Origin of the sequence: Micromonospora sp. NBC_01405, assembly GCF_045040155.1 — a bacterium.
GTDB lineage: Bacteria > Actinomycetota > Actinomycetes > Mycobacteriales > Micromonosporaceae > Micromonospora.
Map to the genome: position 1 here is coordinate 3555446 of NZ_CP109532.1, position 24743 is coordinate 3580188.

At 70.1% G+C, this 24743-nt stretch carries 21 protein-coding genes, 1 tRNA gene and 2 pseudogenes; 20 read left to right on the forward strand and 4 right to left on the reverse strand.

Annotated elements, in window-relative coordinates:
- The first annotated feature begins 39 nt into the window (after positions 1 to 39).
- The 8 genes from OG559_RS15215 (at position 40) to OG559_RS15250 (ending at position 9089) form a co-directional block, all read left to right on the forward strand.
- Positions 40 to 681, forward strand: a complete 642-nt coding sequence (locus OG559_RS15215; RefSeq protein WP_405116171.1) for a NuoI/complex I 23 kDa subunit family protein — start codon at positions 40 to 42, stop codon at positions 679 to 681.
- On the forward strand, positions 678 to 1217 hold the full coding sequence (locus OG559_RS15220) for an NADH-quinone oxidoreductase subunit J (RefSeq protein WP_405116173.1): 540 nt from the start codon (positions 678 to 680) through the stop codon (positions 1215 to 1217). The genes OG559_RS15215 and OG559_RS15220 overlap by 4 nt, the downstream gene beginning before the upstream one ends.
- On the forward strand, positions 1214 to 1594 hold the full coding sequence (gene nuoK / locus OG559_RS15225; RefSeq protein WP_405116176.1) for an NADH-quinone oxidoreductase subunit NuoK: 381 nt from the start codon (positions 1214 to 1216) through the stop codon (positions 1592 to 1594). The genes OG559_RS15220 and nuoK overlap by 4 nt, the downstream gene beginning before the upstream one ends.
- Positions 1591 to 3498: an NADH-quinone oxidoreductase subunit L gene (locus OG559_RS15230; RefSeq protein WP_405116179.1), complete on the forward strand. Its 1908-nt coding sequence runs from the start codon at positions 1591 to 1593 to the stop codon at positions 3496 to 3498. Before nuoK ends, OG559_RS15230 begins: the two co-directional genes overlap by 4 nt.
- Positions 3495 to 5000 carry a NuoM family protein gene (locus OG559_RS15235; RefSeq protein WP_405116182.1) on the forward strand — a complete coding sequence of 502 codons (1506 nt, stop codon included), beginning with the start codon at positions 3495 to 3497 and terminating at the stop codon, positions 4998 to 5000. Before OG559_RS15230 ends, OG559_RS15235 begins: the two co-directional genes overlap by 4 nt.
- 155 nt (positions 5001 to 5155) lie before the next feature.
- Complete coding sequence (locus tag OG559_RS15240) at positions 5156 to 6628, forward strand: NADH-quinone oxidoreductase subunit N (protein WP_405116185.1); 1473 nt, start codon at positions 5156 to 5158, stop codon at positions 6626 to 6628.
- A gap of 166 nt (positions 6629 to 6794) precedes the next feature.
- Positions 6795 to 7673, forward strand: coding sequence for a zinc metalloprotease HtpX (gene htpX / locus OG559_RS15245; RefSeq protein WP_405116187.1), 879 nt, complete (start codon positions 6795 to 6797; stop codon positions 7671 to 7673).
- 156 nt (positions 7674 to 7829) lie between these two features.
- The gene (locus tag OG559_RS15250) at positions 7830 to 9089 is read left to right on the forward strand and encodes an MFS transporter (protein ID WP_405116189.1); all 1260 of its coding nucleotides are present in this window, start codon (positions 7830 to 7832) and stop codon (positions 9087 to 9089) included.
- A gap of 87 nt (positions 9090 to 9176) precedes the next feature.
- On the opposite strand, the gene OG559_RS15255 is transcribed toward OG559_RS15250, so the two are convergent.
- Positions 9177 to 10589, reverse strand: a complete 1413-nt coding sequence (locus tag OG559_RS15255; RefSeq protein WP_405116192.1) for an LPXTG cell wall anchor domain-containing protein — start codon at positions 10587 to 10589, stop codon at positions 9177 to 9179.
- 381 nt (positions 10590 to 10970) lie between these two features.
- Positions 10971 to 11465 (reverse strand): YajQ family cyclic di-GMP-binding protein, encoded by a 495-nt coding sequence (locus OG559_RS15260; RefSeq protein ID WP_405116195.1) that lies wholly within the window; start codon positions 11463 to 11465, stop codon positions 10971 to 10973.
- Between the two features lie 151 nt (positions 11466 to 11616).
- On the opposite strand from OG559_RS15260, the gene OG559_RS15265 reads away from it, so the two are divergent.
- The 3 genes from OG559_RS15265 (at position 11617) to OG559_RS15275 (ending at position 13824) form a co-directional block, all read left to right on the forward strand.
- Positions 11617 to 11700, forward strand: a tRNA-Tyr gene (locus OG559_RS15265).
- A gap of 945 nt (positions 11701 to 12645) precedes the next feature.
- The gene (locus tag OG559_RS15270; protein WP_405116197.1) at positions 12646 to 13386 is read left to right on the forward strand and encodes a hypothetical protein; all 741 of its coding nucleotides are present in this window, start codon (positions 12646 to 12648) and stop codon (positions 13384 to 13386) included.
- A 78-nt stretch (positions 13387 to 13464) separates the two neighbouring features.
- Positions 13465 to 13824, forward strand: a complete 360-nt coding sequence (locus tag OG559_RS15275) for a hypothetical protein (RefSeq protein ID WP_405116199.1) — start codon at positions 13465 to 13467, stop codon at positions 13822 to 13824.
- Between the two features lie 532 nt (positions 13825 to 14356).
- Here the strand turns inward: OG559_RS15275 and OG559_RS15280 are convergent.
- Positions 14357 to 14779: a GntR family transcriptional regulator gene (locus tag OG559_RS15280; RefSeq protein WP_405116202.1), complete on the reverse strand. Its 423-nt coding sequence runs from the start codon at positions 14777 to 14779 to the stop codon at positions 14357 to 14359.
- 549 nt (positions 14780 to 15328) lie between these two features.
- Here OG559_RS15280 and OG559_RS15285 point away from each other — a divergent pair.
- From OG559_RS15285 to OG559_RS15300, 4 genes are all read left to right on the forward strand, one after another.
- Positions 15329 to 15661 carry a hypothetical protein gene (locus OG559_RS15285; protein WP_405116204.1) on the forward strand — a complete coding sequence of 111 codons (333 nt, stop codon included), beginning with the start codon at positions 15329 to 15331 and terminating at the stop codon, positions 15659 to 15661.
- Positions 15654 to 15995: a precorrin-4 C11-methyltransferase gene (locus OG559_RS15290; protein ID WP_405116207.1), complete on the forward strand. Its 342-nt coding sequence runs from the start codon at positions 15654 to 15656 to the stop codon at positions 15993 to 15995. The genes OG559_RS15285 and OG559_RS15290 overlap by 8 nt, the downstream gene beginning before the upstream one ends.
- A gap of 149 nt (positions 15996 to 16144) precedes the next feature.
- The gene (locus OG559_RS15295) at positions 16145 to 16966 is read left to right on the forward strand and encodes a GntR family transcriptional regulator (RefSeq protein WP_405116210.1); all 822 of its coding nucleotides are present in this window, start codon (positions 16145 to 16147) and stop codon (positions 16964 to 16966) included.
- The gene (locus OG559_RS15300; RefSeq protein WP_405116213.1) at positions 16954 to 17730 is read left to right on the forward strand and encodes a glycosyltransferase family 2 protein; all 777 of its coding nucleotides are present in this window, start codon (positions 16954 to 16956) and stop codon (positions 17728 to 17730) included. Before OG559_RS15295 ends, OG559_RS15300 begins: the two co-directional genes overlap by 13 nt.
- Here the strand turns inward: OG559_RS15300 and OG559_RS15305 are convergent.
- Entirely contained in the window at positions 17720 to 18172 is a 453-nt protein-coding gene (locus OG559_RS15305) for a hypothetical protein (protein WP_405116679.1), read from the reverse strand. The two genes, OG559_RS15300 and OG559_RS15305, sit on opposite strands and share 11 nt — an antisense overlap.
- Before the next feature lie 1073 nt (positions 18173 to 19245).
- Between OG559_RS15305 and OG559_RS15310 the strand changes: the two genes are divergently transcribed.
- From OG559_RS15310 to OG559_RS15330, 5 genes and pseudogenes are all read left to right on the forward strand, one after another.
- Entirely contained in the window at positions 19246 to 19641 is a 396-nt protein-coding gene (locus tag OG559_RS15310) for a transcriptional regulator (protein WP_405116216.1), read from the forward strand.
- A gap of 734 nt (positions 19642 to 20375) precedes the next feature.
- A pseudogene (locus OG559_RS15315) lies at positions 20376 to 21146 on the forward strand (FtsK/SpoIIIE domain-containing protein); the annotation flags it as partial.
- A 384-nt stretch (positions 21147 to 21530) separates the two neighbouring features.
- Entirely contained in the window at positions 21531 to 21785 is a 255-nt protein-coding gene (locus tag OG559_RS15320) for a hypothetical protein (RefSeq protein WP_405116682.1), read from the forward strand.
- Between the two features lie 192 nt (positions 21786 to 21977).
- Positions 21978 to 22571 (forward strand): DUF2637 domain-containing protein, encoded by a 594-nt coding sequence (locus OG559_RS15325; protein ID WP_405116219.1) that lies wholly within the window; start codon positions 21978 to 21980, stop codon positions 22569 to 22571.
- Positions 22568 to 24181: pseudogene (locus tag OG559_RS15330) on the forward strand (replication initiator); the annotation flags it as partial. The gene OG559_RS15325 and the pseudogene OG559_RS15330, both read left to right, overlap by 4 nt.
- Positions 24182 to 24743: the final 562 nt, after the last annotated feature.

Genomic DNA, 24743 nt, shown 5'->3' on the forward strand with positions numbered 1-24743 from the left:
TGGTCGCGCGCGCCGGGGGCACAGGGCAGGATGGACGGCATGAGCGAGCGGAGCGTGCCCGGCGAAGGGCTGGCGAAGGGGCTGGCCGTCACGCTGAAGACGATGACCCGCCGTTCGACCACCCAGCAGTACCCGGACGTGGCCCCCGAGCTGCCGCCCCGGTCCCGGGGCGTGATCGCCCTGCTGGCGGAGAACTGCACCGTCTGCATGCTCTGCGCCCGCGAGTGCCCGGACTGGTGCATCTACATCGACTCGCACAAGGAGGAGGTGGCGGTGCCCGGCGCCGCCCGTCCCCGCCAGCGCAACGTGCTCGACAAGTTCGACATCGACTTCTCGCTCTGCATGTACTGCGGCATCTGCGTCGAGGTCTGCCCGTTCGACGCGCTCTACTGGTCGCCGGAGTTCGAGTACGCCGAGTACGACATCAAGGACCTGCTGCACGACAAGGACCACCTCGGCGAGTGGATGGGCACCGTCCCGCCGCCGCCCGCGCACGACCGCAACGGCGAGCCGGCGAAGGAGGAGACCACCGCCGCGCGCAAGGCCGCCGCCCCGGCCGCCCCCGCCGTCCGTCCGGCCCCCACGCGGGTACGCCCCGAGCCCGGCTCCGCCCCCGGCCCGGGTGCTGCCGAGCCGGGTGCCGGGGAGCCGGGTGCTGCCGAGCCGGGGGCCGCCTCGTGACCGGTGTGGACGCGCTGCTGCTCGCCCTCGGCGCGGTGGCGGTCGGTGCGGGGGCGCTGGTGGTGACCACCCGGCACCTGGTCCGGGCCGGGCTCTACCTGGTGGTCTGCCTGGGCGCCCTGGCCGGCCTCTTCCTGGTGCTCACCGCCGAGCTGGTGGCCTGGGTGCAGGTGTTGATCTACGTGGGCGCCGTGGTGGTGCTGCTGCTGTTCGCGGTGATGCTGACCCGCGCCCCGATCGGCGCCTCCGACGACCTGGACCGGCCCGGCTGGCCGGCCGCCCTGATCGGCGGCGGCGCGGGCCTCGGGCTGGCCGCCCTGCTGGTCGACGCGTTCCGCTGGACGCGGGTCGACCTGCCCGAGCCGGGCACCGCCGAGCGTCTCGGCGAGCAGGTGTTCGGTTCCTGGGTGCTGCCGTTCGAGGTGCTCTCCGTGCTGCTGCTGGCCGCCCTGGTCGGCGCGATCGTGCTCTCCCGCCCCGACATCGGCCGCCCCGCGGCCGACCGGCCGGTGCCGACGCCGGGGGGCCGCCGGTGAGGCCGGTCATCCCGTACGTCACCGCCGCCCTGCTGTTCGGCCTGGGCGTGTACGGCGTGCTGCGCCGTCGCAACGCGGTGCTGGTGCTGATGGCGGTGGAGTTGATGCTCAACGCGGTCAACCTGGTCCTGGTCACCGCCGACACCACGGTCCGGGCGCAGCTCCCGCACGCCGGCCAGGTCTTCGCCCTCTTCGTGATCGTCCTGGCCGCCGCCGAGATCGGCGTGGGGCTGGCGATCGTGCTCCAGCTCTACCGCATGCGGGCCAGCGTCGCCGTGGACGAGGTGCCGCTGACCGAGCCGCCGCTGGTCGAGGCGACTCCCGGGGCGGGCGCGGCGGCGACCCCGGGCGCGTCGGCCGGCGAGGTGATCCGGTGACCGGCCTGTTCGGCGCGCTGCTGCCGGCCGTACCCCTGGTGGCGGGCCTGGGCGGGCTGCTGCTGCCGCCCTCGCCGCGCGGCGCGACCACCGGGCAGGATCCGGCCCGGCGGGCGGCGATCGGCCTGGGCGTGGCCGGGGCGGCCGGGGCGCTGCTGATCGCGGTCGTCCTGCTGGTCCGCGTCGGAGCGCCGGTGGAGACCTCGACCACCTGGGTCGACCTGGGCGGGCTGCGGGTCACCCTCGGGGTCCGGCTCGACGGGGCCGCCGCCCTGGTCGCGGTCGCCGTCGCGGCGGTGGCCCTCGCGGTGCAGGTCTACTCCGTCGGCTACCTGAAACGGGGCCCGCACGACGACGTCGAGGTCGACCACCGCTACCCGCCGTACGCGGCGCAGATCAGCCTCTTCACCGCCGCGATGCTGCTGGTGGTGGTCGCCGGTGACCTGATCATGCTGTTGGTCGGCTGGGAGGTGATGGGCCTCTGCTCCTACCTGCTCATCGCCCACGACCGCCGGCTGCCCGAGGCGCCGGCCGCCGCGATGAAGGCGTTCCTGGTCACCCGGGTGGGCGACGTCGGCTTCCTGCTCGGCATCGCGGTGCTCGGCGTCTCGGCGGGCAGCTTCCGGATCGCCGACGTGCTCGCCCACGATCACTCCGCCGGCCTGCTGACCACCGCCTGCCTGCTGCTGCTCGCCGGGGTGGCCGGCAAGAGCGCCCAGTTCCCGCTGCACACCTGGCTGCCCGACGCGATGGCCGGCCCGACCCCGGTCTCCGCGCTGATCCACGCCGCCACCATGGTGGCGGCCGGCGTGTACGCGGTCACCCGGCTCTATCCGTTGTTCGAGCGGGCCCCGGCCGCGCTCGCCGTGCTCGGGGTGATGGCCGCGGTCACCCTGCTGCTCGGCGCGCTCGCCGCCACCGCCCAGGACGACCTCAAGCGGGTGCTGGCCTGGTCCACGGTCTCCCAGATCGGTTACATGACCGGTGCGCTCGCCGTCGGCTCACCCACCGCCGCGCTGTTCCACCTGCTCAGCCACGCCGCGTTCAAGGCGCTGCTGTTCCTCGCCGCCGGGGCGGTGATCCACGCCGTCGGCACCACCCTGATGTCCCGGATGGGTGGCCTGCGCGCCACCATGCCGGTGACCTTCTGGTGCACGGTGGTCGGCCTCGGCGCGCTGGCCGGCGTCCCCCCGCTGTCCGGCTTCTGGAGCAAGGACGGCGTGCTCGCCGCCGCCGAGGCCGCCGCGCTGGACGGGGCCGGCCCGGCCCCCGCCTGGGTGGGCTGGCTGGTCTGGCTGGCCGGGTTGGCCGGCGTCGCGGTCACCGCCTGGTACGCCACCCGGCTGCTGCTGCGCGCGTTCCTCGGCGAGACCCGGATGCCGCTGGTCCACCCGCACGACCCGCCCGCGCTGATGCGCTGGCCGGTGCTGCTGCTCGCCGTCCCGGCGGCCCTGCTCGGGCTGGCCGCGTTCCTGCCCCCGTTCACCGACCGGCTCGCCGCCGGCGAGGGGGAGCTGGTGCATGTCGGCCCGGCCCTGCTGCTGCCGCTGGCCCTGCTGGCCCTCGGCGTGGGGCTGGCCTGGGCCGGCTGGCGGCGGGACCGGGCCGCCGACCCGGCCCGCGCGCTGGGCCCGCTGGGGCCGCTGTTCGCCGCCGGCTTCCGGCTCGACGACGTCCAGCGTGCCCTCGTCGTACGCCCGGTGGTCGCCCTGGGCCGGGCCGCCCGCGCGGGCGACGAGTCGGTGATCGACGGCGCGGTGGAGGGCACCGCCCGGGGCGCGCGCGCCCTCGGCGGGGCACTGGCCGGGCTGCACCGCGCCGCGCTGCCCCGGGCGGTGGCGGGGGTGCTGGCCGGCGCGTTGCTGATCGGGCTGGCCGCCGTGCTGATCGGAGGGGCCGCATGACGCTCGGACAGGTCCTGCTCGTCGCGGCGCTGGCCGTGCCGGCGGTCGGCGCGGCCGTGGTCGCCGCCGTCCCCGGGGACCGGGCTGCCCGCCTGGTCGGCACGGCGGCGGCCGGGCTGACCCTGCTCGCCACGGCGTGGCTGGTGGCCGGCGATCACCTGTGGACCGGCTACGGGCCGGCACCGGCCGTGCTGCCCTGGCACCAGCTCGACCTGCCCTGGGTGCCCGGCCTCGACCTGCGCTTCCACCTGGGCGTGGACGGCATCTCGTACCCCCTGGTGGTGCTGACCGCGCTGCTGACCCTGCTCTGCTGCGCGTACACGGTGTGGAAGGTGCCCGCCGGCGGCGGCAGCGGCCGGGCCCTCGTGGCGCTGCTGCTGGTGGTCGAGGTCGGTATCCTCGGCACCTTCCTCGCCTTCGACCTGGTGCTGTTCTTCTGCTTCTTCGAGGTCGTCCTGCTCCCCATGTACGCGATCATCGCCGGCTGGGGCGGACCGGACCGGCGTCGGGCGGCGCGCAAGTTCGCCCTCTACACCCTGCTCGGCTCGGTGCTGCTGCTGGTCGGCGTGTACGTCGTGGTGGCCGCCGCCGGCACCGCCGACCTCGTCGCGCTGACCGGCGGGGCCGGGCTTCCCCGGGGCACCCAGCTCGCCGCGTTCACCCTGTTCGGGTTGGCGTTCGCGGTGAAGAGCCCGCTCTGGCCGCTGCACTCCTGGCTGCCCGACGCGCACACCCAGGCGCCCACCGTCGGCAGCGTCGTGCTCGCCGGGGTGCTGCTCAAGATGGGCACGTACGGGCTGGTCCGGGTCGCCGTCGGGGTGGCGCCGGAGGGGGCCCGCTGGGCCGCCCCGGTGCTCGGGGTGCTCGCCGTCGCGGCGATCCTGATCGGCTCCCTGGTCTGCCTCGCCCAGAGCGAGCTGAAGCGGCTGATCGCGTACTCCAGCGTCGGGCACATGGGGTTCGTGCTGCTCGGGGTGGCCACCCTGACCGCCACCGGCATCCAGGCCGCGCTGATCGGCAACATCGCGCACGGGGTGATCACCGGACTGCTCTTCTTCCTGGCCGGGGCCGTCAAGGACCGGTCGGGCACCGGGGAGCTCGCAGAGCTGTCCGGGCTGCGGGAGACCGCGCCCCGGCTGGCCGGGCTGCTCGGCTTCGCCGCCGTCGCCTCGCTGGGCCTGCCCGGCCTGGCCGGGTTCTGGGGCGAGGCGTTCGCCGTGGTCGCCGCGATCGGGCGGGGCGGGGTGTTCTGGACCGTCCTGGGCGTGCTGGCGGCGGTCGGCGGCGCGCTGACCGCCGCGTACCTGCTGCGGCTGCTGCGCCGGGTCACCCACGGCCGGCCCAGCCCCGCGGTCGGCCGGGTCGTTCCCGGCCTCGCCGCCGCCGAACTGACCGCGTGGGCCCCGCTGGTGCTGCTCGCCCTTGCCGTCGGCCTGGCACCCGCACTGGTGCTCGGCGTCGCCGCCGACCCGGTGGCCGCCCTGGTGGCGGTCCTTCCATGAGCCCCGTGGCGGAAGTCGTGAACGAGAGCGGGCTTCGGTGAGTGCGAGGAGTGCAGCGGAGCGGAGCCCCGCAGTCGCGAACGAAGGTGGGCTCAGGTGAGTGCGAGGAGTGCAGCGGAGCGGAGCCCCGCAGTCGCGAACGAAGGTGGGCTCAGATGAGTGTGGTGCAGAGCGTCGACAGCGTGGCGCTGCTCCCGGCGTACCTCGCGGCCGGCACGGCCGTCCTGGTGCTGCTGATCGACCTGCTGGTGGCGCGGGCCGCCGTGACGGTGGCGGTGGCCGCCGCCGGGTCGGTCGCCACCGTGGTCGGCTGCGCCGTCGTCGGGGCGGGCGGCGAGCGTTCGACGTTCTGCGTCGGCACCGACTGCTCGTACGTCTTCGGTGGCCGGGCCGCCCTGGTCGGGGCGCTGTTCGCCCTGCTCACCCTCGGGGTGCTGGCGCTGTCCGGTCCGCTGCTGCGCGCCGGCCGGTCGCCGGTGGGCGAGTACTGCTTCCTCCTCGCCTGCTCGATGACCGGCGGCGTGGTGCTCGGCGCGGCCGGCGACCTGATCACCCTGATCGTCGCGCTGGAGACGCTGACCCTGCCGCTGTACGTGCTCGTCGGCCTGCGCCGGGGGAGCCTCGCCAGCGCCGAGGCGGCGGTGACGTTCTTCGTGGTGAGCGTGGTCGCCACCACCCTCACCCTGCTCGGCGCGGCCCTGCTCTACGCGGTCACCGGCGGACTGCACCTGGGCCGGGTCGGCGCGCTGTTCGCCGAGCGCCCCGACCTGCTGGACGTGCCGCTGACCACGGCGGCCGTGGCGCTGGTCCTGCTCGGGCTGGCGTTCAAGGTGGCCGCCGTGCCGTTCCACGCCTGGGCCCCGGCCACCTACGACGGCGCGCCGCTGCCGGTGGCGGCGTACCTGTCGACCGCCTCGAAGCTCGGCGGGGTGGTGGCCCTGCTCGCGGTGGTCCAGCGGGCCCTGCCGGCGGAGGTGACCGGCCCGGTGCTCGCCGTGCTCGCCGTGCTCACCATGACCGTGGGCAACCTGGTGGCGCTGCGCCAGCGCCGGGCGGTCCGGCTGCTCGCCTGGTCGTCGGTGGCCCAGGCCGGCTACATTCTCGCCCCGCTCGGCGCGCTCGCGCTGGCCGCCGGCCGCACCGCCGACGCCCGTGCCGCCGCGTACGCCGCCGCCGTCGCGTACGCGGTCTTCTTCGTGGTGCTGGAGCTGGCCGCGTTCGCGGCGCTGGTGGCGCTGCGGCCGGCCGACGCCGACGGCGGCACCCTAGTCGAGCTGCGCGGCGCGGCCCGGCGGCGGCCCTGGGTGGGGGCCGCGTTCGCGCTGGCCCTGGTCGGGCTGGCCGGTCTCCCGCCGGGGCTGGCCGGCCTCTTCGCGAAGGTGACGGTGGTTCGGGCCCTGCTGGACGGGGGCGCGGCCTGGCTGGCGCTGGTCGTGGCGGTGAACGCGGTGATCGGCCTCGCGTACTACCTCCGCGTCGCCGCCCTGTTGTACGCCCCGTCGGCCGACGTCACGCCCGTCCCCGCCCGCCCTGCCGGAGCGGTCGCCGTCGCGCTCGCCGCCGCCGTCGCCGTCGCGTTGGTCGTCGGCTTCGCCCCGCAGCTCGTGCTGGACCTCGCGGCCCGCTGACCCTGCGTAGTATTACGCGGTCTGGGTGGATCGCTCCTGACCTGGGGTTCAGTAGCCGCTCAGCTTTTACAGGTAACTCACAGTCATTAGGCGGATGGTTGGTGGGTACCGGTTTTGTTGGACCGGTCAGCGGGTCCCGCGTGATCCGCGCACCGAAGGAGCGATCGTGCATCACAACCGTCTGAAGACCGCAGCGCTGCTCGGCCTGTTGACCTCGCTGATCCTCGCGGTCGGCTACTGGTTCGGCGGCAGCGGCGGGCTCGTCATCGCCGTCGTCATCTCGTTGGTGATGAACGGCGTGACCTACTTCTACTCCGACAAGCTCGCGCTGCGCTCGATGAAGGCGCAACCGGTCACCGAGGCACAGTTCCCCGAGCTGTACCGGATGGTCCGCGAGCTGGCCACCGAGGCCCGGCAGCCGATGCCCCGCCTGTACGTCAGCCCCACCTCACAGCCCAACGCGTTCGCCACGGGCCGCAACCCGGCCAACGCGGCGGTCTGCGTCACCCAGGGCATCACCGAGGTCCTCGACTACCGCGAGCTGCGCGGGGTGATCGGGCACGAGCTGTCACACGTCTACAACCGGGACATTCTCATCTCCAGCGTGGCGGCCGGTCTGGCCGGCATCATCACCATGCTGGCCAACCTGGCGTGGTTCATCCCGCTGGGCTCCTCCGACGACGACGACCGCCCGAACCCGGCCGTGCTGTTGCTCACCCTGATCCTCGGCCCGATCGCGGCCACCGTGATCCAGTTGGCGATCAGCCGCAGCCGGGAGTTCCAGGCCGACGCGTCCGGCGCCCGCCTCACCGGGGACCCACTGGCCCTGGCCAGCGCCCTGAAGAAGATCCACATGGGCACCCAGGCCCGCCCGCTGCCGGCCCAGGGACAGCTCACCAGCACCGCCCACCTGATGATCGACAACCCGTTCAAGCGGGGCGGCGGCATCGCCGCGCTCTTCTCCACCCACCCCCGGATGGAGGAGCGGGTCGCCAGGCTGGAGCAGATGGCCGCCAGCGCCGGCCCGGTGCAGTTCCAGCGCTGACGCCCGTACCACCCGATCCGCCCGCGCCCGGTCCCCACCGGGCCCGGGCGGATCGTCGTGTACGCGACGAGACGCAGGCCATACCCGGTGCACTCCCGGCAGTCGCGGCGTTAGGGTCGCAACGTCTTCCGCTCATTACATCTTTGGAGGTTCCCCGTGGCCGGACTGCGCCAGTACCTGGGCGTCTGGCGGATCCCGGGCGCGCCGATGCTGCTCGTCCTCGGCGTCATCGGCCGGCTCGGGATCGGCATGACGCCGCTGGCGCTGCTGCTCGTCGTGGAACAGGTGACCGGGCGGTACTCCCTCGCCGCGGTCGCCGGCGGCATCTACGCCCTCTCCAGCGCCGCGCTGAGCCCGATCGCCGGCCGGGTCGCCGACCGGGTCGGCCCGACGCCGGTGCTGCTGGCCACCGCCGTCGCCCACCCCCTCGCGCTGTCCGGCCTGCTCATGGCGAGCCGCTCCGACGCCGGCAACCTGGCCCTGATCTACGTGGCCTCCGGGGTCGCCGGCGCCACGTACCCGCCGCTGACCGCCGCGCTCCGGGGGGCCTGGAACGACCTGACCGGCCCCGCCTCCGGCCGGTACCACCTCCGCAACACCGCCCTGGCCGCGGAGACCACGCTCTTCGAGGTGGTCTTCGTGCTCGGTCCGCTGCTGGTGGCCGCGTTCGTCCTGTTCGCCGACGCGACGGCCGCCCTGGTCGGCGCGGCGGTGGTCACCCTGGTCGGCACCACCGCCGTGGCGTTCGGCCGGGTGATGCGCGGCTGGCGCCCGCACGCGCACGAGCACCAGGCGAAGGGGCTCGGCCCGCTGCGGGTCGGCGGCTTCCCCGCACTGCTGCTCTGCGTCGCCAGCCTCGGCATCGCGTTCGGCGCCGCCGGGGTGATCGTGCCGGCCTTCGCCGGGAGCCAGCCGACCGACGACCCGGAGAGCCTGGCCGGGCTGCTGCTCGCGGTCTGGGGGATCGGCAGCGCGGCCGGCGGGTTCTGGTTCGGCGTCCGCAAGCCGGCGGCGAACATGACCCGCCAGTTCGCCTGGCTGCTCGCCGCCGTCGCCGGCAGTTTCGCCGTGTTCGCGGTGATGCCCGGGCCGGTGCCGCTGGGCGTCGCACTGATCGTCGGCGGGGCCACCATCGCACCCGCGTTGACCCTGGAGAACACCCTGGTCGGGCGGATCGCCCCCGTCGGCATGCTGAACGAGGCGTACACCTGGGTGGTCACCATGTCGGTGGCGGCCAGCGCCGCCGGCGGCGCGGTGGCCGGGCTGATCGTCGACCACAGCGGCGGCGTGTCCTGGGCGTTCCTCTTCGCCGGGGCCTCGGTCGCCGTCGGGGCCACGGTTGCCGCGCTCCCCGCCGGCCCGATCGCCCGGGCCGAGGCCACGGCGGTACGCGCCGAACAGACCCTCGCCGCCTGACCCCGGCCCGGCGGACGGGCGGAATTCGATCCCCCCGCAGGCACTCCGGGCACCGCATGCCGGTGCCCGGAGTGCCTGTCGTGCCGATCAGGCCTGGATGCCCGCCCTGCGGCGGATCCGGCTGGCCCCGAGCAGGAGCGCGCCGGCGGCCAGCAGGCCGCCACCCAGGGAGAGGACACCGGCGGAGCTGTCACCGGTTACCGGCAGCTCCTGTTCGTCCTTGCCCTTGTCGTCCTTGCCGTGCTCGTGATCCTTGCCGTGCTCGTCGTTCTTGCCGTGCTCGTGGTCCTTGCCGTCGTGCCGGTGGTCGAACTTGCCGTCCCGGATGCAGACGGTGACGGTCACGGGGTCGGAGACCACGGTCTTGCGGTAGAACTTGCCGGTGGCGCGGGCCGTGTTGACCACCTTTCCGGCCTTGACGTCGGCCTGGGTCACCACATGCGGCTTGACGGCGTGGCAGTCGGTGCTCGTGCCCGGTGCCAGCGTGGTGTTGTTGCAGACCACCAGACCGGCCTTCGGGTCATCGACGGCGACGTCGGTGATGGCGACCGTGCCGGTGTTGGTCACCCGGTAGGTGTAGAAGATCTTGTCGCCCTTGGCCGCGAAGCCGTCGTTCTCACACTTCTTGCGGCAGTCCGACTCGACCCGAGCCTTCTTGTCGATCGACAGGCTGACCTGCTTCGGCGGGACCGGCTCGGTGGTCACGGTGAACGTCACCTCGTCGGACGTCACCGTCTGCCCGCGGACCGCCCCGGTCGCCTGCGCGATGTTGACGATCTTGCCGTTGGTCACGTCGGTCTTCGTGACGGTGTACGTGCCGGTGCAGGTGGTGCTCGCCCCCGGCGTGAGCGACGTGGCCTGGCAGGTGATGCCGGTGACCGTGTCGTCGGTGACGGTGATGTCGTGGATCGGGTAGGTCGTGCCCGTGCTCTGGTTCGTCACCGTGTAGGTGTAGGTGATCTTGTCGCCGGCCTGCACGCCGGTGGCCGGGGTACCGGTCTTGGCCAGCCCCAGTTTCAAGTCCACCGGTGGCTTCGCCGCGCAGGTGTGGGTGAGCACGAAGAAGTCCGCGCTTCCGGAGATCACGGCGGTGGCGCCGGTGAGCGTCCAGCCCGCTGGGAGCCGGATCCACGCCTTGCTGGTACCCATGCCGTTGACGATGGCGCTGTTGGGGTCGGTGGGGATAGTCCGCGTGACGGTGCCGCTCGGCGTGCTGAACGTCGCTGTGACCGACTGGAAGTTACCGCTGGTCTGTGGGTTTCCCGGCAGGTTGAACACCCACACGTCCTCGTTCGGGAAGGGCCCACCGCCGAGGTTGGGGTCGCAGTTCTGGGTGAACTGGGCTGCCGTCGTCGGCACGTTGCCCGGGTTGATGTCGATCGTCGACGCCGCAACGGCCGGCGAGCCGGCCGCGAGCAGCAGGGCGCCGGCCAGCAGCGTGAAGGCGGCCAGTCGTACGCGGATGCCGGCTCGTATGCGCGGCGAAGAGGTCTTGCTCATGTGTTCCCCCGTGTCGTGGACTGTTGACAAGGGGGGCAACGAGTAGTAAAAGATGCGCGTCACGCGGGGGAAGGTGAAATCCCCCGCTAGATGGAAAAAGGTCCCCTTATGCCCCCAAATCGCCTCGGCTGCCTCCTCCAGGTGCCCAGGGCGGCTGCCGCGGCGTGATTTTGGTGCGCGGCGAGCCCGTCGGCAGCGGACCAGAGGCCCCGGACCGGCGACACGGGCTGCAGCCTCCGTCCCCGATTTGGCTCAGAAGCTGGATCGGACGCGAATGTGGTACTCGCGAGCCGCGCCTTTGGCGACTGTCGGGCGCGCAGTTGTCGCCGGGTACCGATGGTGGCGGCCGGCCCCCGAGGGCGGCGGCCGGTCGCCACCGCGTCAGCGGTAGTTGGTGAACTGAAGGGCGACGCCGAATTCATCACCCTTGAGCAGGGCGATGATGGCCTGGAGGTCGTCCTTCTTCTTGCCGGTGACCCGAAGCTGGTCGCCCTGGATCTGCGCCTGGACGCCCTTGGGGCCCTCCTCCCGGATCTTCTTGCTGATCACCTTGGCCTTGTCCGAGTCGATGCCCTGGATCACCTTGGCGTCGATCTTGAAAATCTTGCCGGAAGGACGCGGGTCGCCGGCGTCGAGGGACTTCAGCGAGATGTTCCGCTTGACCAACTTCTCCTTGAAGACGTCCAGGGCCGCCCGGACCCGCTCCTCGGTCTCCGCCTGGAGGCTGATGGCCTCCTCGCCCGACCAGGAGATCTCCGCGCCGGTGCCCCGGAAGTCGAACCGCGTCGCGAGCTCCTTCTCCGTCTGGCGGAGGGCGTTGTCGACCTCCTGCCGGTCGACCTTGCTCACGATGTCGAACGACGGATTCGCTGCCATGCTCATGCTCCTGCTGTCCGGGCGGTCAGTGCTCGTACGCGTCGCCCGCCGACCAGCGGCACGACACCCTGACGGTACCCGGTTGCGCCGGGCCCGGGAGTAACCGCTATCCTTGGCTCCGCTGCCGCGCACAGCGCGGTGGCGACGCCCTGGCGGGTTGCCCGAGCGGCCAATGGGAGCGGACTGTAAATCCGTCGCGAAAGCTTCAGAGGTTCGAATCCTCTACCCGCCACCAGGTGCGAGAACGGCCCCTGACCAGCAGGAATGCTGATCGGGGGCCGTTGTCGTTTGTCTGGCCGAGTCCGGCTGAGTCCAGCCGTCTACGGCTGGTTGTGGGCAGATGGTGGGCAGGTCGATCTTGCCGCTGAGCCTTCTTGGGCTGGGATTGGTGGGCCGTGAGGGCTGAGCCGGGCCGGGCGGCTGTGGGCGTCTGAGAGGACGTCTCGGGTACGACTTGGCCGCGGTGGGTAGGCCGGTGGCAAGCCAGTCCCGGGGTTGGACTGGCGCGGCAGCCGGAAGCCCTGAGGTGCGAGCAGGCCGACTGCTTCGGCTTCCGTACCGCCGGGTGGTCGTCGAGGCGTCTGGGCTGTCGTACGGGGCGGCGGCCGGCGGGTGTCGGTGGCTCACCGCCCCGGCGCCGGAGGCGGCCGGGGCGGATTGCCGCCGGCCGGCTTCCGCCCGCGCCGCGCGGAGCGCGGCGCCTTGATCCAGAACAGAGGAAATCGGCAGCAGGGCGGGACTAGGCAATCGGGGCGAGACATCTCGCTTACAAGATTTGTGCAGGTCGTCTGGCGTCGTCTGTCCGGGTTCGCGACCTCGGGCGGCTGTTCGTTCCGGCTGCTGACGCGCGCTCTAGGCCGAGGCGGTTGTTGGCGTTCCTGTCGACAGTCATGCACCCCGCCGTAGAGGTTCCCCTAAGTAGTGGCCTTCTGGTCAGCAGCTGATAGCAACTGGGTCCGATGAAGTCCCGTACAAGGTCACACGGCCTAGTTCAGCGTCGGCCTGATCTGGACCGTGGCGTTGCTGTACTTGGCTGCTGTACAGATGGCCGACACCCCAGCACCTCATGAGGAAGGTCGAGGACTGCACCGACCTTCGCAAGCATCCATCGGAGCGATAGCCATCCGCTCGGCCAGTGCTCCCCCGTTAGGAGCATGTCAGCTAGGTTGCCCGCCATGAGATGCTCAACAGTGTGACAGAGACGGTATCAAGCCGCTGCGCGCCTAATCGCGGGCGAAAGATCTCCAGAGAGACGGTGGTGCGACTTATCGCCGCAGGGGCGGGACACTGCTATAAGCCCGCGTGTCCAGTCGGCTCTCTTTGGCACGAGTTGGAGGACGGCCGGGCCGTTAAGCTAGCTGAAGTAGCACATATCGTAGCAGCGGGCGAGAGTGGTCCTCGCAACGACGTCAATGCCATCGAAACGGAGCTGGCATCTTTTCATAACTTGATTCTTCTGTGCCCGAATTGCCACAGCATTGTTGACGCCGCGCCAGACATGTATCCGGTGGACCTGCTTAAAGAATGGAAAGACTCACACGAGGCGCGCATAAGGGAGACTCTTGGAATCCAGACTTATGAGAGCCGTGTCGGGCTCCGGCGGTCCCTCGAGCTTTCCCTGGCGGAGAATCGACAGATATGGGAAACCTATGGACCTGACTCGGAGTCGGCCAACAGGGCGCTATTTAGCGATGTGAGCGCCGCGTGGCGAAGAGAAGTTATTGCCCGTGTTTTGCCCAACAACACACGGATGCTCCGACTCCTCGAAGCCAACCAAGCGCTTTTGAGCGAGCAGGAACGCCCAGTGGTAACCAAACTGCGTATGCATGTAAGAGGCATGGAGGATCGCCATCTCGGAGGAATCGTCAATCCGGCAGCTCCCCGATTTCCCCAAGAACTGAACAGTCTGTTGTGGGATTGATGATACTGCGCCCTGGAGGAATGTATGCCTGAGTTTGGGTACTATGCAAAGCGTCCGCGGCCACAGCATCGAGCTTACTTGAAGAAGTACCTTGAAGCCCGAGCCGTTGTCGAGAGTGTTGAGGAGTTGGACGACTTCCGCCTCGTTGTTCGGCGGAGAGGCATGTCCGATGTCCGCGTCTACCTCACCAGCTCGTATGAGGTCGGCGTCGCCGATGTCGAAGAAATCCTCTCTGAGGCCCCTGAAACTACCTGCATTGTTTCCACCATGGACTACAACCATTACTCATCAGAGGCCAAGACCCTGGCGGCCGGGCGATGCGTGGGACTTTTCAAGTCAGTTGAGTTCCTTGGAGCAGTCTACTTTGATGGAGAAGCTTTTCTCGGGTACCTGTCTCCTGCTGAGCGTGAAGCGCTTCGTAGACGAAATAATTCCTAATGGTTGGTCCGTCTACGTTTTTGGTAGTGCAGCGCGATGTCCTGGGCGTCCCGCGACCCGTGCGGGACAATGCTTCGGGTCGGATGTAGATCTATTGCTGGTATATCCACCAGGCAAAACCTCGGAAGCCATAGAAGCACGAAGGCGTCTCAGTGTTTGCCTGCAAGCCGTTGGTGAGACGGCCGACATAGTTCTTCTCAATGAGCGCGAAGAAGAGGAGAGCCGGTTTGTAGAGCTTGAACAAGCGCGCGTCCCGGAGGCTTGTTTAATTGCCCTTACAGAGTGAGTGTGGAGTCCCCTTCATCAAACCCGATGAAGCGTTTATGGGCCCGGATAAATGCTTGCCGGTTGGTGGGTTGGGCCGCTTTAAGGCAAGCTGCAATTGTCCACACTGAGGCCGGGCCAGACTCGCGGTGTCCACTCCTCTGCGGCCAGCTGGGGCGTCTTTAAATTGAGGATGCATAGAGGGTGATAACGATATTACGAGCTTTGACGTGATGAGCTGCGGGGACGTCCCTGGGACCGGGCATTTCTACTGACCGACTGGGTGTAGCCGATAGGCCCTGATGACCGTCTCGACCTTTCTTCCTCTCTGCGTAACAGTCTCGCGCTCGATCAATGCCGCTCCGACGTCGACACCGAACAGGGCTGCTAGCTCTGCGTCGGCAGCAACCTCGCGTTGCCTCGTTTCTAGGTCGCTACGTCGATCCGAGTCGTGCTGATAGGAGCAGGCGTTTGCGTAAGTGCCCCTACCGTGTTCGGTGGTAGCCAAGCCGTCCTCTCGTAGAACAGCTATGGCCTGGCGAATTGTGCCGCGACTCGCCCGAAATTCGGTGGTGAGGACGCTCTCGGCTGGCAAGAGGGATCCGGGCGGGATGGCGCCGCTCTCGATGCGTTCCCTCAGATCGTCGGCGATGACGCGGTAGCGGGGCTGTCCGTAGTGCGGGGTGGGCACCAGCTCACCGTACCTGGCACTTGTCTTACCAAGTGCCAACCAAGCGGTCCGTTTCGTCGTATGGACAACTCATCCACTTGTAGGTACGTTTCCTGGTGTGCGGCCGGGGTGACGGTTCGTGTCAGGGGTGGTCTCGGGCCGGCCCTGGTCGCACCTAATGCGCGGCGTCCTGTCGGACCGGTTGCGGTAGCCGCGCGTACAAGTTGGCTCGGCGATATCCGACCCGTCTGCGTCGAACGGTGCGCCGTGCCTTCATCCGGGCCGGTGGTCGGCCGCCTCCCCCGTGACTGGCCACCGGCCCTCCCTATCTATGGAGGTGCGAATGTCCGGTTCCCATCGTCGGCGCGGCTGGTTCTTGTCCTGGTGGCCTCGGAGACGTACGCCGAGCCGGGCCGCCAGCAGCAACATCCCGTCAAGTCCACGCACGGCTTCCGTCCTGCCCTCGCCGTGGTGGTCCGTGGCTCCGACGCGAGAGTTGCCCGTACTGCGCTACGCGCCGCTGATGACGTTGGCCCAGGCTGAGCGGGGCAACGGTGGGCGGTGGCAGCGATGAGGCGCACGAGCAAGCCGGCCGAAGTCACGAGCCACCCGGACTGGTGCACCCCGGATCGCTGCGGCTACCTGGTGCCGCCAGTGATGGCGCACATGGCCCGCCGTCATCGCGGCCCGATGCACCGGGTCGGCGACAAACGAGCAGGCGGACTCGTCGTTACCTACCTCATCGGTGCTGGTGCTCTGGGTCCCATGGTTGGGGTTCACACGACGTGCCGGGGCGGGAACGCCTGGGCGGAGTTGTCCTTGCCGCAGGCGGCCGAACTGGTCGAGCAGCTTCGCGGGTTGTTGGCGCAAGCCGCCGGCGACCAGGGGGCCGACGATGAGTGAAGGCAAACCCATGTCGAAGGGCTGGCCGTCGTCGTTCGCGTCGGCGGTGTGCCCTACGTGGTGCCGGGGCTGCGGACCGAACGACCCGATGCACCGGGGGCTTCTCGCCACTATCGGGCGGGAGCGGACCGGGTGGGTCAGCTTGCAACTGCTCGTCGACCGGTTCGCGCGCCGGGATCTGGCCGTCAAGCTCGACGCGACCCGCTACGGCGCAACCCAAGCCGTCCTCCTGTCGGCGGCGCAGGTGGACCGGCTCATCGAGGAGCTGACGCACGCACGACAGGTGATGCGGGTGCCGGCCACTCGGCGCGGACAGGCGGGGGAGACGCGGTGAACGCGGGCAGTCGTCGGGGCGTAGCGGCCCCTCGTACCCCTGGCCCGCGTCGGGCGCAGTCACCGCGAGCAGCGGTAATAGTCCCTCCGGTTCCCGAGCGGCCGGCCGGGGGGACCGCCTGGCAGACGTTGGAACGTCTAGGCGGTACGGTGGCCGGTGTGCATGGCCGGGACTGGCGCCCTCGCTACCTGCAACTCGCGGAAGAGTTGCGGGTGAAGATCATGGGCGGGGAGATGGCGCCCGGCACCCTGATGCCGAGCGAGACCGAGTTGGCCGAGTCGTCTGGCCTGTCCCGCACGAGCGTGCGTAACGCGATCCGGCAGCTTCGGGAATGGGGCCTGGTCCGGGCCGAGCAGGGGCGCGGCACCTATGTGCGCGCACCCCGCCAGCGGGTACGCCGTCGCAACACCGAGCGGTACCAGTGGGAGAAGGATCGGGTCCTGCTCGACGAGGGCGAGCGGTTGAAGACCGGCGCCACCGAGCACGACACCGGCCTGACCGTCGATGACCTCAAGTTCCACGCCGAGTATTCCCGGGTGGACGCGGATGCGGAGATGGCGGCGGCCCTGCACGTCGAGCCGGGGACACCGCTGCTGCGCCGGGTCTACTGGACGTCCTCCCGGCACGAGAACGCGCCGCTGACCGTGTCGTACTCGTACCTGCCGTACGACATGGTCGCCGTGAACCCCGACCTACTCGACGAGGCCAAGGAACCGTGGCCGGGCGGAACGCAACACCAGCTCTACACGCTCGGCATCGAGCTGGACCGGATCGACGACGAGATCCGCGCGCGTCCGCCGTCGCCTGATGAGGCCGAGTTGCTGGACATCGACCCGGGCGTCTCCGTGCTCACCGTGCGGAAGACCTCGGTCGACACCACCGGCCGGGTCGTCGAGGTGGCCGACGTGGTGATGCCGGGCGACCGGACTGAGCTTGTCTACTCCCACAAACTCCAGCGGTGGAAAACTTGACGCAGCTCGTCTCGGTCATCACCCCGGTTCACGCGCCCAGCATCGAGTACCTTGCTGGCGCGTACGCCTCCCTGGTCAAGCAGGAGATGCCGGCCGGGTGGGACTGGCAATGGCTCGTCCAAGAGGACGGGCAGACCGGCGCCCTGGTCGACGCGCTGCCCGATGACCCCCGCATCAGGCTCGGCACCGGCCGTCCCGGTGGGCCGGGTGTCGCCCGCACCCTCGCTCTTTCCCGGGTATCCGGGGAACTCATCAAGGTCCTGGACGCTGACGACCAGTTGACCCCCGGCGCGCTCACCCGGGACATCGCCGCGTTCGACGCGCACCCGCAGATCGGCTGGACCACCTCGCGGGTACTCGATCTGCTGCCCGACGGGTCAACCGCCGGATGGGACAAGGATCCCGCCGGCGGGCTCATCAACCGCGGTGCGGTCCTGTCGTTCTGGCAGGCGAACGACTACCGGGCATCGGTGCACCCGGCGACGCTGTGCCTGCGCCGTGATCTCGTCTTCGCCCTGGGCGGCTGGATGGCCCTGCCCGCTTCCGAGGACACCGGCCTTTTGCTCGCGGTCAACGCGGTCAGCGAAGGCTACTTCACCCGGGAGTACGGCCTGCTCTACCGCAAGTGGCCCGGCCAGGTGACCAGCCAGGCCGCGCACCGGGAACCGGCCGAGTATCAGGCGCGAATGAGGATCATCGAGGCCAGAGCCAACGCCCTGGCCTCGATGATCCCGAACGGCTTCGGCGGCGGCGCTACGGCGTAGCCTCGTGCCCCGGCATCCCGTGGGTACGCCGCCGCTCCTTCATCTCCGCCTCGTAGATGTGCCGCCGGCCGCCGGCCAGCTTCTCCCGCGCGTCCCGCTCGATCTCCTGGAACGCGGCGTAGTAGCCGTCGTCGAACTCCTCCACGATCTGGAACGTCCACCGGCCGGGTAGCACATTGCGCCCCAGCAACTCGTGCTCGACCCGGTCGGCCACCTCGTCGTGCCCTGCCTCGCGGAGCAGCCTCACCACATGGTCAAGGGTGAGATCCGCACCGCCGACGAGCTGGTGCGCCGAGTACAGGTGACCGCGTACGCGGTGGATCGTCTCCAGCGCCTTACTCAACTCGCCCAACGCCTCGACGGTCGTGTCGTCGACCCCTGCCGGCCGCGAGTGTTCGTCGAAAGCTTGCATCCTCTGCACGTCCTCCATAGCGGTGCAAATACCCCAAATCGAGCGCTTAAAGCATGCAAATCGCGGAGCGAACCGTAGTCGTAAACGGCGTGGCTACTTGATTACGACCGATATCTCCTGTAGCTGTGCCACTCAAGGAATCGGCCTTAGGTCAGAATTTCGTGCGAATGAAGGAGCGTCGCTTGCGATTCTCTCTGCACGTATGGCTATGATTCTTTCCGAGTCAAACTCGACCGACTCTGCGACGCGCAACCAGTCAGGTCGCCTCCTCGATGACGGAGGCGACCCGTTTATGTCGCCGCAAGGAGGTGGAGTGTGACTAAGTCCCGCAAGAGGCCCAGGCCCCCCAAGGGCCGGATTCGGGTCCATAGGGACGGCGCCTGCTGGCGTCAACACCTGATGTACGTGCTCGACTTGTTATTACTCAGGCTCGGCTCGTCCATCGTGGCATCGCTGATCATGAAAATGTTCAGCGATGGGGATGACGGCTCACCCACCTAGCTAGGTAGGTGAGCCGACCACCCGACGGGTTCCCCACCTTCGCTTCTGCAGGGCACGGTGGGGGCCCGTCCTTTCATGGGAAACCTCTCGCTCGTCACGACAGGTCGCCACACCTTCCGGTGGAGGCTTGGTGCGTGAACGATGAACGCATCTCACCTTCACCTTCCATAACTCAACCTACCACAGCATTCTACAGGTACCCTTGCAGTATCTACTGCACTACTGCACTGTCACTCTTGCAGTATCTACTGCACCATTGCACTGCACTGTCACCCCTGCGGCTTCCCGCCGCTGAATTAATCGCGCCGGATTTGGAGCGCAGGGCTGAGTCCAGCGCCGTTCCGTGCAATCCATGATGCTGCTGGCGGTCCGCTTGCCACGGAGAGCGCTGCCAGGGCTGCCTGCTTGCAAGACTTCATCGGCGCTGTGCGTAGCTCAGGACGGTACGCCAGTAGTCGTCGCCTCGGCCCGATCCGCGCATGAGACGGCCGATCGCCTCCGACCGTCACGGAAGCTGAGAAGGGTTGTTGACTTGTCTGCCAAGTGCCGTCTACCTTGGAGTCTCAACTTGGCAGACATGTCAATAAGCTGGAGGTTGAGCGATGGCTCTGCGTGGCGGTACGAGGTTCGCCGTGCGTTGTGAGGACGTGTTCCCGGCGGGGTGCGCGTTGGTGCCCGAGTCGCTGGGCGAGGTGGAGGACTACGACGAGAAGACCGGTCGGCGTAGCCCGGCGAAGGACAAGCTGACCGGCCAGCGGGTGTGGCAGGTCCGGGTGATGGACCTCGACCCGGAACTCGGGAAGCGCTCGCGGGAGACGACGGTGAAGATCTCGGCGAACTACCAGCCGGTCCCGCCGACGGGCGCCCCGTTCGAGGGCGTCGAGTTCGAGGGCATGACGGTCACGCCGTACGTGTCGAACACCGGCCGGATGGCGTACTCGCTGCGGGCGACCGGGATGCGCGCCCCGGCGGGCGTGGCCAATAAGGCGGCGGCGTAGCCGCATCAGGTGGGGGCGGGGCTGTCAGGTCTTGGCGGACGGCAGCCCCGCCCTCCGTCTCTTCCCCCTGCTCGTGACGAGAGAGGTAGTGACGTGTCCAAGCGTAGGCGTTCGCCTGCCCCGGCCCAGCCTCGGTGCAACGTGTGTCAGTCCCGATTCGACCCGACGACCGGTGCCGACGGTCGGTGTGCCGGCTGCGTCGGTCAGCTAGTCCTTCCGTTCCCTCCGGTCCGGGACTCCTCGGGTCGGTTCGTGTCGCTGCGGGGTGCGCGATGATGCGCTGGCCGCGCGGCGAGGTGCTCATGACAACCGCCGGGGATCTGCTGGTGATCCGGCCGAAGCGGATCGCGCTGCCAAGGTGGTTGGTCGTCCTCGGCCTGCTTCTGCGCTGGCTGGCCCGGTCCTGCTGGTGGTGCCTGCGCCACCCGATCACCATCGCCCTGGCCGTGGCCGCCGTCGTCCTCTACGCCGACCACGGCTGGCCGGGTCTGGTTGTGCCGCTGGTCCTGGCGTCGGCGGTGTCGGCCCTGTGGCGGTGGCGCGACGAGGCGTCCTGGTGGCGGTGGTGCGCCGGGCCGCTGCTCGGCCGGTTCCGTCAGGTCTTCGTGTACCGGCGGGCGTGGCACGAGGCCATGACCCTGTGCGGGCTGGCCCAGACGTACGACCATCGGGCCGTCCTGCCCGAGTTGCTGCGCGTGCGCTCGGATCAGGCCCTCGACGTGCTGACCGTCCGCATGGTCCGGGGGCAGACCCCGTCCGACTTCCAGAAGGTCACGGCGAACCTCGCGTACGCCTTCGGCCGGCGGCACGCCCGGGTCTACTCCGAGCGGCCCGACGACCCGCCGACCCGTACCGGCTATTGGGCTTTGCTGCTCGGCCTGGTGGACCGGGTCCGGTTCCGGGACCGGCCGACCGTGGTCTACCTGGTGCTCGTCCGCACCGATGCCCTGCGGCCGGTCGTGGCACCGTTCGACGCCCCGGCCGTCCCCGACCTCACCGCCCTGCCCCTGGCCCGGCGGGAAGACCTGGGCACATGGTCCCTGCACCTGCTCGCCACGCACGTCCTCATCGGCGGGGCCACCCGCTCCGGTAAGGGCTCGGTGCTCTGGTCACTGGTCCGCTCGCTGAGCGGCGGCATCACCTCCGGCTTGGTCCGGCTCTGGGTGATCGACCCCAAGGGCGGGATGGAGTTCGCCATGGGCCGGCCGATGTTCGCCCGGTTCGCCTGCAAGTCCTTCGAGGCCATGGCCGACCTCCTCGACGAGGCCGTGACCGTCATGCGAGAACGGCAAACCCGGCTCGCCGGAACGGTCCGCGTCCACACCCCGACCGACGCTGACCCCCTGGTCGTGGTCGTCATCGACGAGATGGCCGCGCTCACCGCGTACCTGCAAGACGTCGACCTGCGCAAGCGCATCGCCGGCTCGCTCGGGCTCCTGCTGTCCCAGGGTGCCGGCGTCGGGGTCCTGGTGGTGGCCGCGCTACAGGACCCGCGCAAGGAAGTGCTGCCGTTCCGGGACCTCTTCCCGACCCGCATCGCCCTCGGGCTGACCGAGGCGTCGCAAGTTGACCTCGTGCTCGGCGACGGCGCCCGCAACCGGGGTGCCCTGGCCGACCAGATGCCCCGATGGGCCAAGGGCGTGGGCTACGTGATCCTCGACGGCACACCGGAACCCCTGCGGGTCCGGTTCTCGTACGTCACCGACGACCACATTCGCGACCTCGCCCGGCAGTACCCGGCCCCGGCCGACAGCAGCGGACATCCTCGCCCAGGTCGGCCGCGAGTCGACCCCGGAACCGGTCCGCCGGCCACTGCCCCGGCCGCATCGCGGGCCGCTACTGCCCGATGCGCTGCGCAACATCCTCGACGCCGACGGGGGCGAGCCGCGGTGACCACCCCGACCTTCTTCCGACTCCGCGCCCCCGCCGCCGACGGAGCGAGCAGCACGGCTGTCTCCGTGCGCGTCGCCCCCGACCGGCCGGACCCGTACCCGGTCTATCTGGCGGTCGGTGCCGGCCGGCGCCGCATGTCCCTGACCCCCGACGAGGCGTGGGCGCTGTGGCGCTGCCTCTCCGAAGCCGTCGCCGCCCTCGGCACCCCTCCCGACTACATCCGCACCGACATCCGACCGGCCCGGAGGTAACCGCCATGACCCCCTCACCCGCTTCATCAACCGGTTCCGGCGTCCGCTGCGTATCCGACTCGTCGGCCCCGCCGACCAGACCGCCGCCGCCCTGCACGGCCTGGCGCACATGGTCAACCGCCGACCCGACATGAACGACCGCCGCATCCGCATCGACCTCACCATCCGCGAGAAGCCGTTGCAGGAGTGGCGATGACCGCGCGCACCGAATCCGCCGTACGCCTGGTGATCCTGCTCGCCATCGGCACCATGGCCGGCGCCGCCGCCTTCACCCACGTCCACGACCTGTCCGTCACCCACGGCCAACCGAACTGGATCGGCTGGGCCAACGCCGTCGCCGTCGAACTGATGGCCATCTACCTCGGCCTGGAACTCCGCGCCCGCCGTCGTACCCGTCGCCCGGTCGGCCTGGTCGCCTCGCTCCTCGTCGCGTTCGCGCTGCTGTCGCTCGCCGCCCAGGTCGCCGAAGCCGAACCCTCAGTGTGGGGCTGGACTGTGGCAGCCGTGCCCTCCCTGGCATTCCTCGCCCTGGTGAAGGTCGTCCTGTCCAACACCCCGGCCACCCCGCCGGCACCCGAACCGGACCAACCCCCGACCGACCGGTACGAGGCACCCGAGCAGGCCACCACCGACCCCGACCCCGAGCATCCGGCCGCCCCCGCGCCGCCGACTGTCCCGGCTCCGGCTGTCGTCCCCGCCCTGGCTGTCCCCGCCCCAGCGGTGGTGCTGCCTCCGCGCGGCGTCATCCGCTCGAACCGGCCGCACGTCGTCGGGATCATCCGATGAGCGCTCCGACCCTGCCCGGCCTCGAACCCGCCCCGACCCCGGCTGCCACTCCTCGGCCGGGGTCGCGGGCGGCCCGCATGGCGCTCCCTCGCTCGGTCGACGTGCTCAAGGAGATCGCCGCCGAGTACGGCGTCTGCGTCCGCCCCCTGGCGATGCGCCGCACCGACCTCGACACCGGCCTGACCGAGGTCATCGACCTACCCTGCGGGGCCACCCGCGAAGACAAGTGCGCGCCGTGCGCCAAGAAGAACCGCCGGCTGCGGCAGGCCCAGATCCGGGAGGGCTGGCACCGCGACGACGAACCACTACCCGGTCCACAACCCGCCACCGAGGCGCAGAAGTCACTGATCCTGTTCCGCGCACACCTGGAGTTCTCCCGCGACGAAGCGGTACGAGCGAGCCAGTACGACCAGGTCGCCGACCTCGACGAGGCCATCCGCGAGGTTGAGGAAGCCATCGCCGCCGAGGGCCTGCGCGGACGCGTCGGACCACCCCACGCGGGCGTCGACGAGGACCAGGGCGACGAGGACACCGGCCGCCGGCGCAAGCGCTCCACAAAGCGGCGCCAGGATGCCCCCGAGCTGCCCCGGCGCAAGGTCGAGCGGCGCACCGTCGGCAAGACCTACACCGCCTCCGACGGCTCCACCTACCGGCCGTCGATGTGGCTCACGCTCACCCTCGACTCGTACGGCCCGGTCCGCCCCGACGGCACCCCGGTCAACCCCAACAGGTACGACTACCGCCGCGCGGCCTGGGACGCCGTCCACTTCCCCCGCCTCCTCGACCGGTTCTGGCAGAACCTGCGCCGCTGTGAGGGCTGGAACGTCCAGTACGCCGGCTGCGTCGAGCCCCAACGCCGACTCGCCCCGCACGCGCACTTCGCCATCCGGGGCACCATCCCCCGCGACACCCTGCGCACCGTCGCGGCGGCCACCTACCACCAGGTCTGGTGGCCGAGCGTGGACGTCCAGCGGTACACCGCCGACCGCCCCCCGGTCTGGGACGCCGACGCCTCCGCGTGGGTCGACCCGGACACCCGCCACCCGCTGACCACCTGGACGGAAGCCCTCGACGCCATCGACGAGGACCCCGACGCCGAACCGGTACACGTCGCCCGCTTCGGCGCCCAGGTCGACGCCCGAGGCGTCATGCCCGGCACCACCGACGCCGAACGGACCATCCGGTACGTCACGAAGTACATCACCAAGCACACCGGCGACTGCCACAAAGCGACCACCGACCGGCAGCGCAAGCACCTCGACCGGCTCTGGCACGCACTGCGGCTCACCCCGTGCACCGACCGGTGCGCCAACTGGCTGTTCTACGGCGTCCAGCCGAAGAAGGCGCACGCGAGGCTCAAGCCGGGCCGCTGCAAGGGAAAGGTCCACCAGCGGGACACCCTCGGCATCGGCGGCCGACGCATCCTCGTCTCCCGCGACTGGTCCGGCAAGACCCTCGCCGACCACAAACACGACGCCCGCGCCTGGGTCCGCGCCCTGCTCGGCACGACCACCGACGGCACTGAGCTCGTCGACGCCCAGGCCGACACACCCGAGCGGGTCCGGCACGCCTGGGAACTCGCCCGACCCGACGACCCCGACGTGGGGCCTCGCGTCCTCGAGGCGGGCAAGTGCGTCTTCGCTGAGCATCGGTACATGGTCCGCTGCCAAGCCGGCGCTGTCTCCGAGATATCCGCCCGTCGGGTGGATGTGCCCGGGTCCCGCCGACCGAGGTCGCCCGGCGCCTGGGCCACGGCGTCGCCGTCCTGCTTCGCGTTACGCCAACTACATCGACGGGGGAGACGACACCATGAACGACAAGATCGGCGACGCCCTCGGATGAGGGCCCGAGTACAGAAGAGGCCTTGTCGTCCGTGCGTCACCGGCCCAAGGTGCCTTGACCAATTGCGGGACACTCGTAACCATGTGGCAACTGACGGTGGTTGGCTGGGCGCTGAGAGGCGTGGGTCAAGGGGGCGGTACACATTGAAGGCTGATCTCGCCATCAGGCGGGTGCCGCCCACGCTTCGTCCGTCAGGCCCGCGGACCGCTCAAGCGCGTTCATCCCGCAGTCGTGCGGCGTTGGTGGCGCTCATGCTCCTAGCCTTGGTGCTCGCGGGCTGCGATCCAGAAACCAAGGGCAAGGTCCGCTACAAGCCTCCGCTGCTGCCGG

Bases quoted from the DNA above. Each gene is read 5' to 3' on its own strand.
- OG559_RS15255 (WP_405116192.1), bottom strand. From the start codon at position 10,589: ATGAGCAAGACCTCTTCGCCGCGCATACGAGCCGGCATCCGCGTACGA.
- OG559_RS15260 (WP_405116195.1), bottom strand. From the start codon at position 11,465: ATGGCAGCGAATCCGTCGTTCGACATCGTGAGCAAGGTCGACCGGCAG.
- OG559_RS15325 (WP_405116219.1), top strand. From the start codon at position 21,978: ATGACCGCGCGCACCGAATCCGCCGTACGCCTGGTGATCCTGCTCGCC.
- OG559_RS15215 (WP_405116171.1), top strand. From the start codon at position 40: ATGAGCGAGCGGAGCGTGCCCGGCGAAGGGCTGGCGAAGGGGCTGGCC.
- OG559_RS15240 (WP_405116185.1), top strand. From the start codon at position 5,156: ATGAGTGTGGTGCAGAGCGTCGACAGCGTGGCGCTGCTCCCGGCGTAC.
- OG559_RS15235 (WP_405116182.1), top strand. From the start codon at position 3,495: ATGACGCTCGGACAGGTCCTGCTCGTCGCGGCGCTGGCCGTGCCGGCG.
- OG559_RS15290 (WP_405116207.1), top strand. From the start codon at position 15,654: ATGAGTGAAGGCAAACCCATGTCGAAGGGCTGGCCGTCGTCGTTCGCG.
- OG559_RS15270 (WP_405116197.1), top strand. From the start codon at position 12,646: ATGCTCAACAGTGTGACAGAGACGGTATCAAGCCGCTGCGCGCCTAAT.
- OG559_RS15285 (WP_405116204.1), top strand. From the start codon at position 15,329: ATGAGGCGCACGAGCAAGCCGGCCGAAGTCACGAGCCACCCGGACTGG.
- OG559_RS15310 (WP_405116216.1), top strand. From the start codon at position 19,246: ATGGCTCTGCGTGGCGGTACGAGGTTCGCCGTGCGTTGTGAGGACGTG.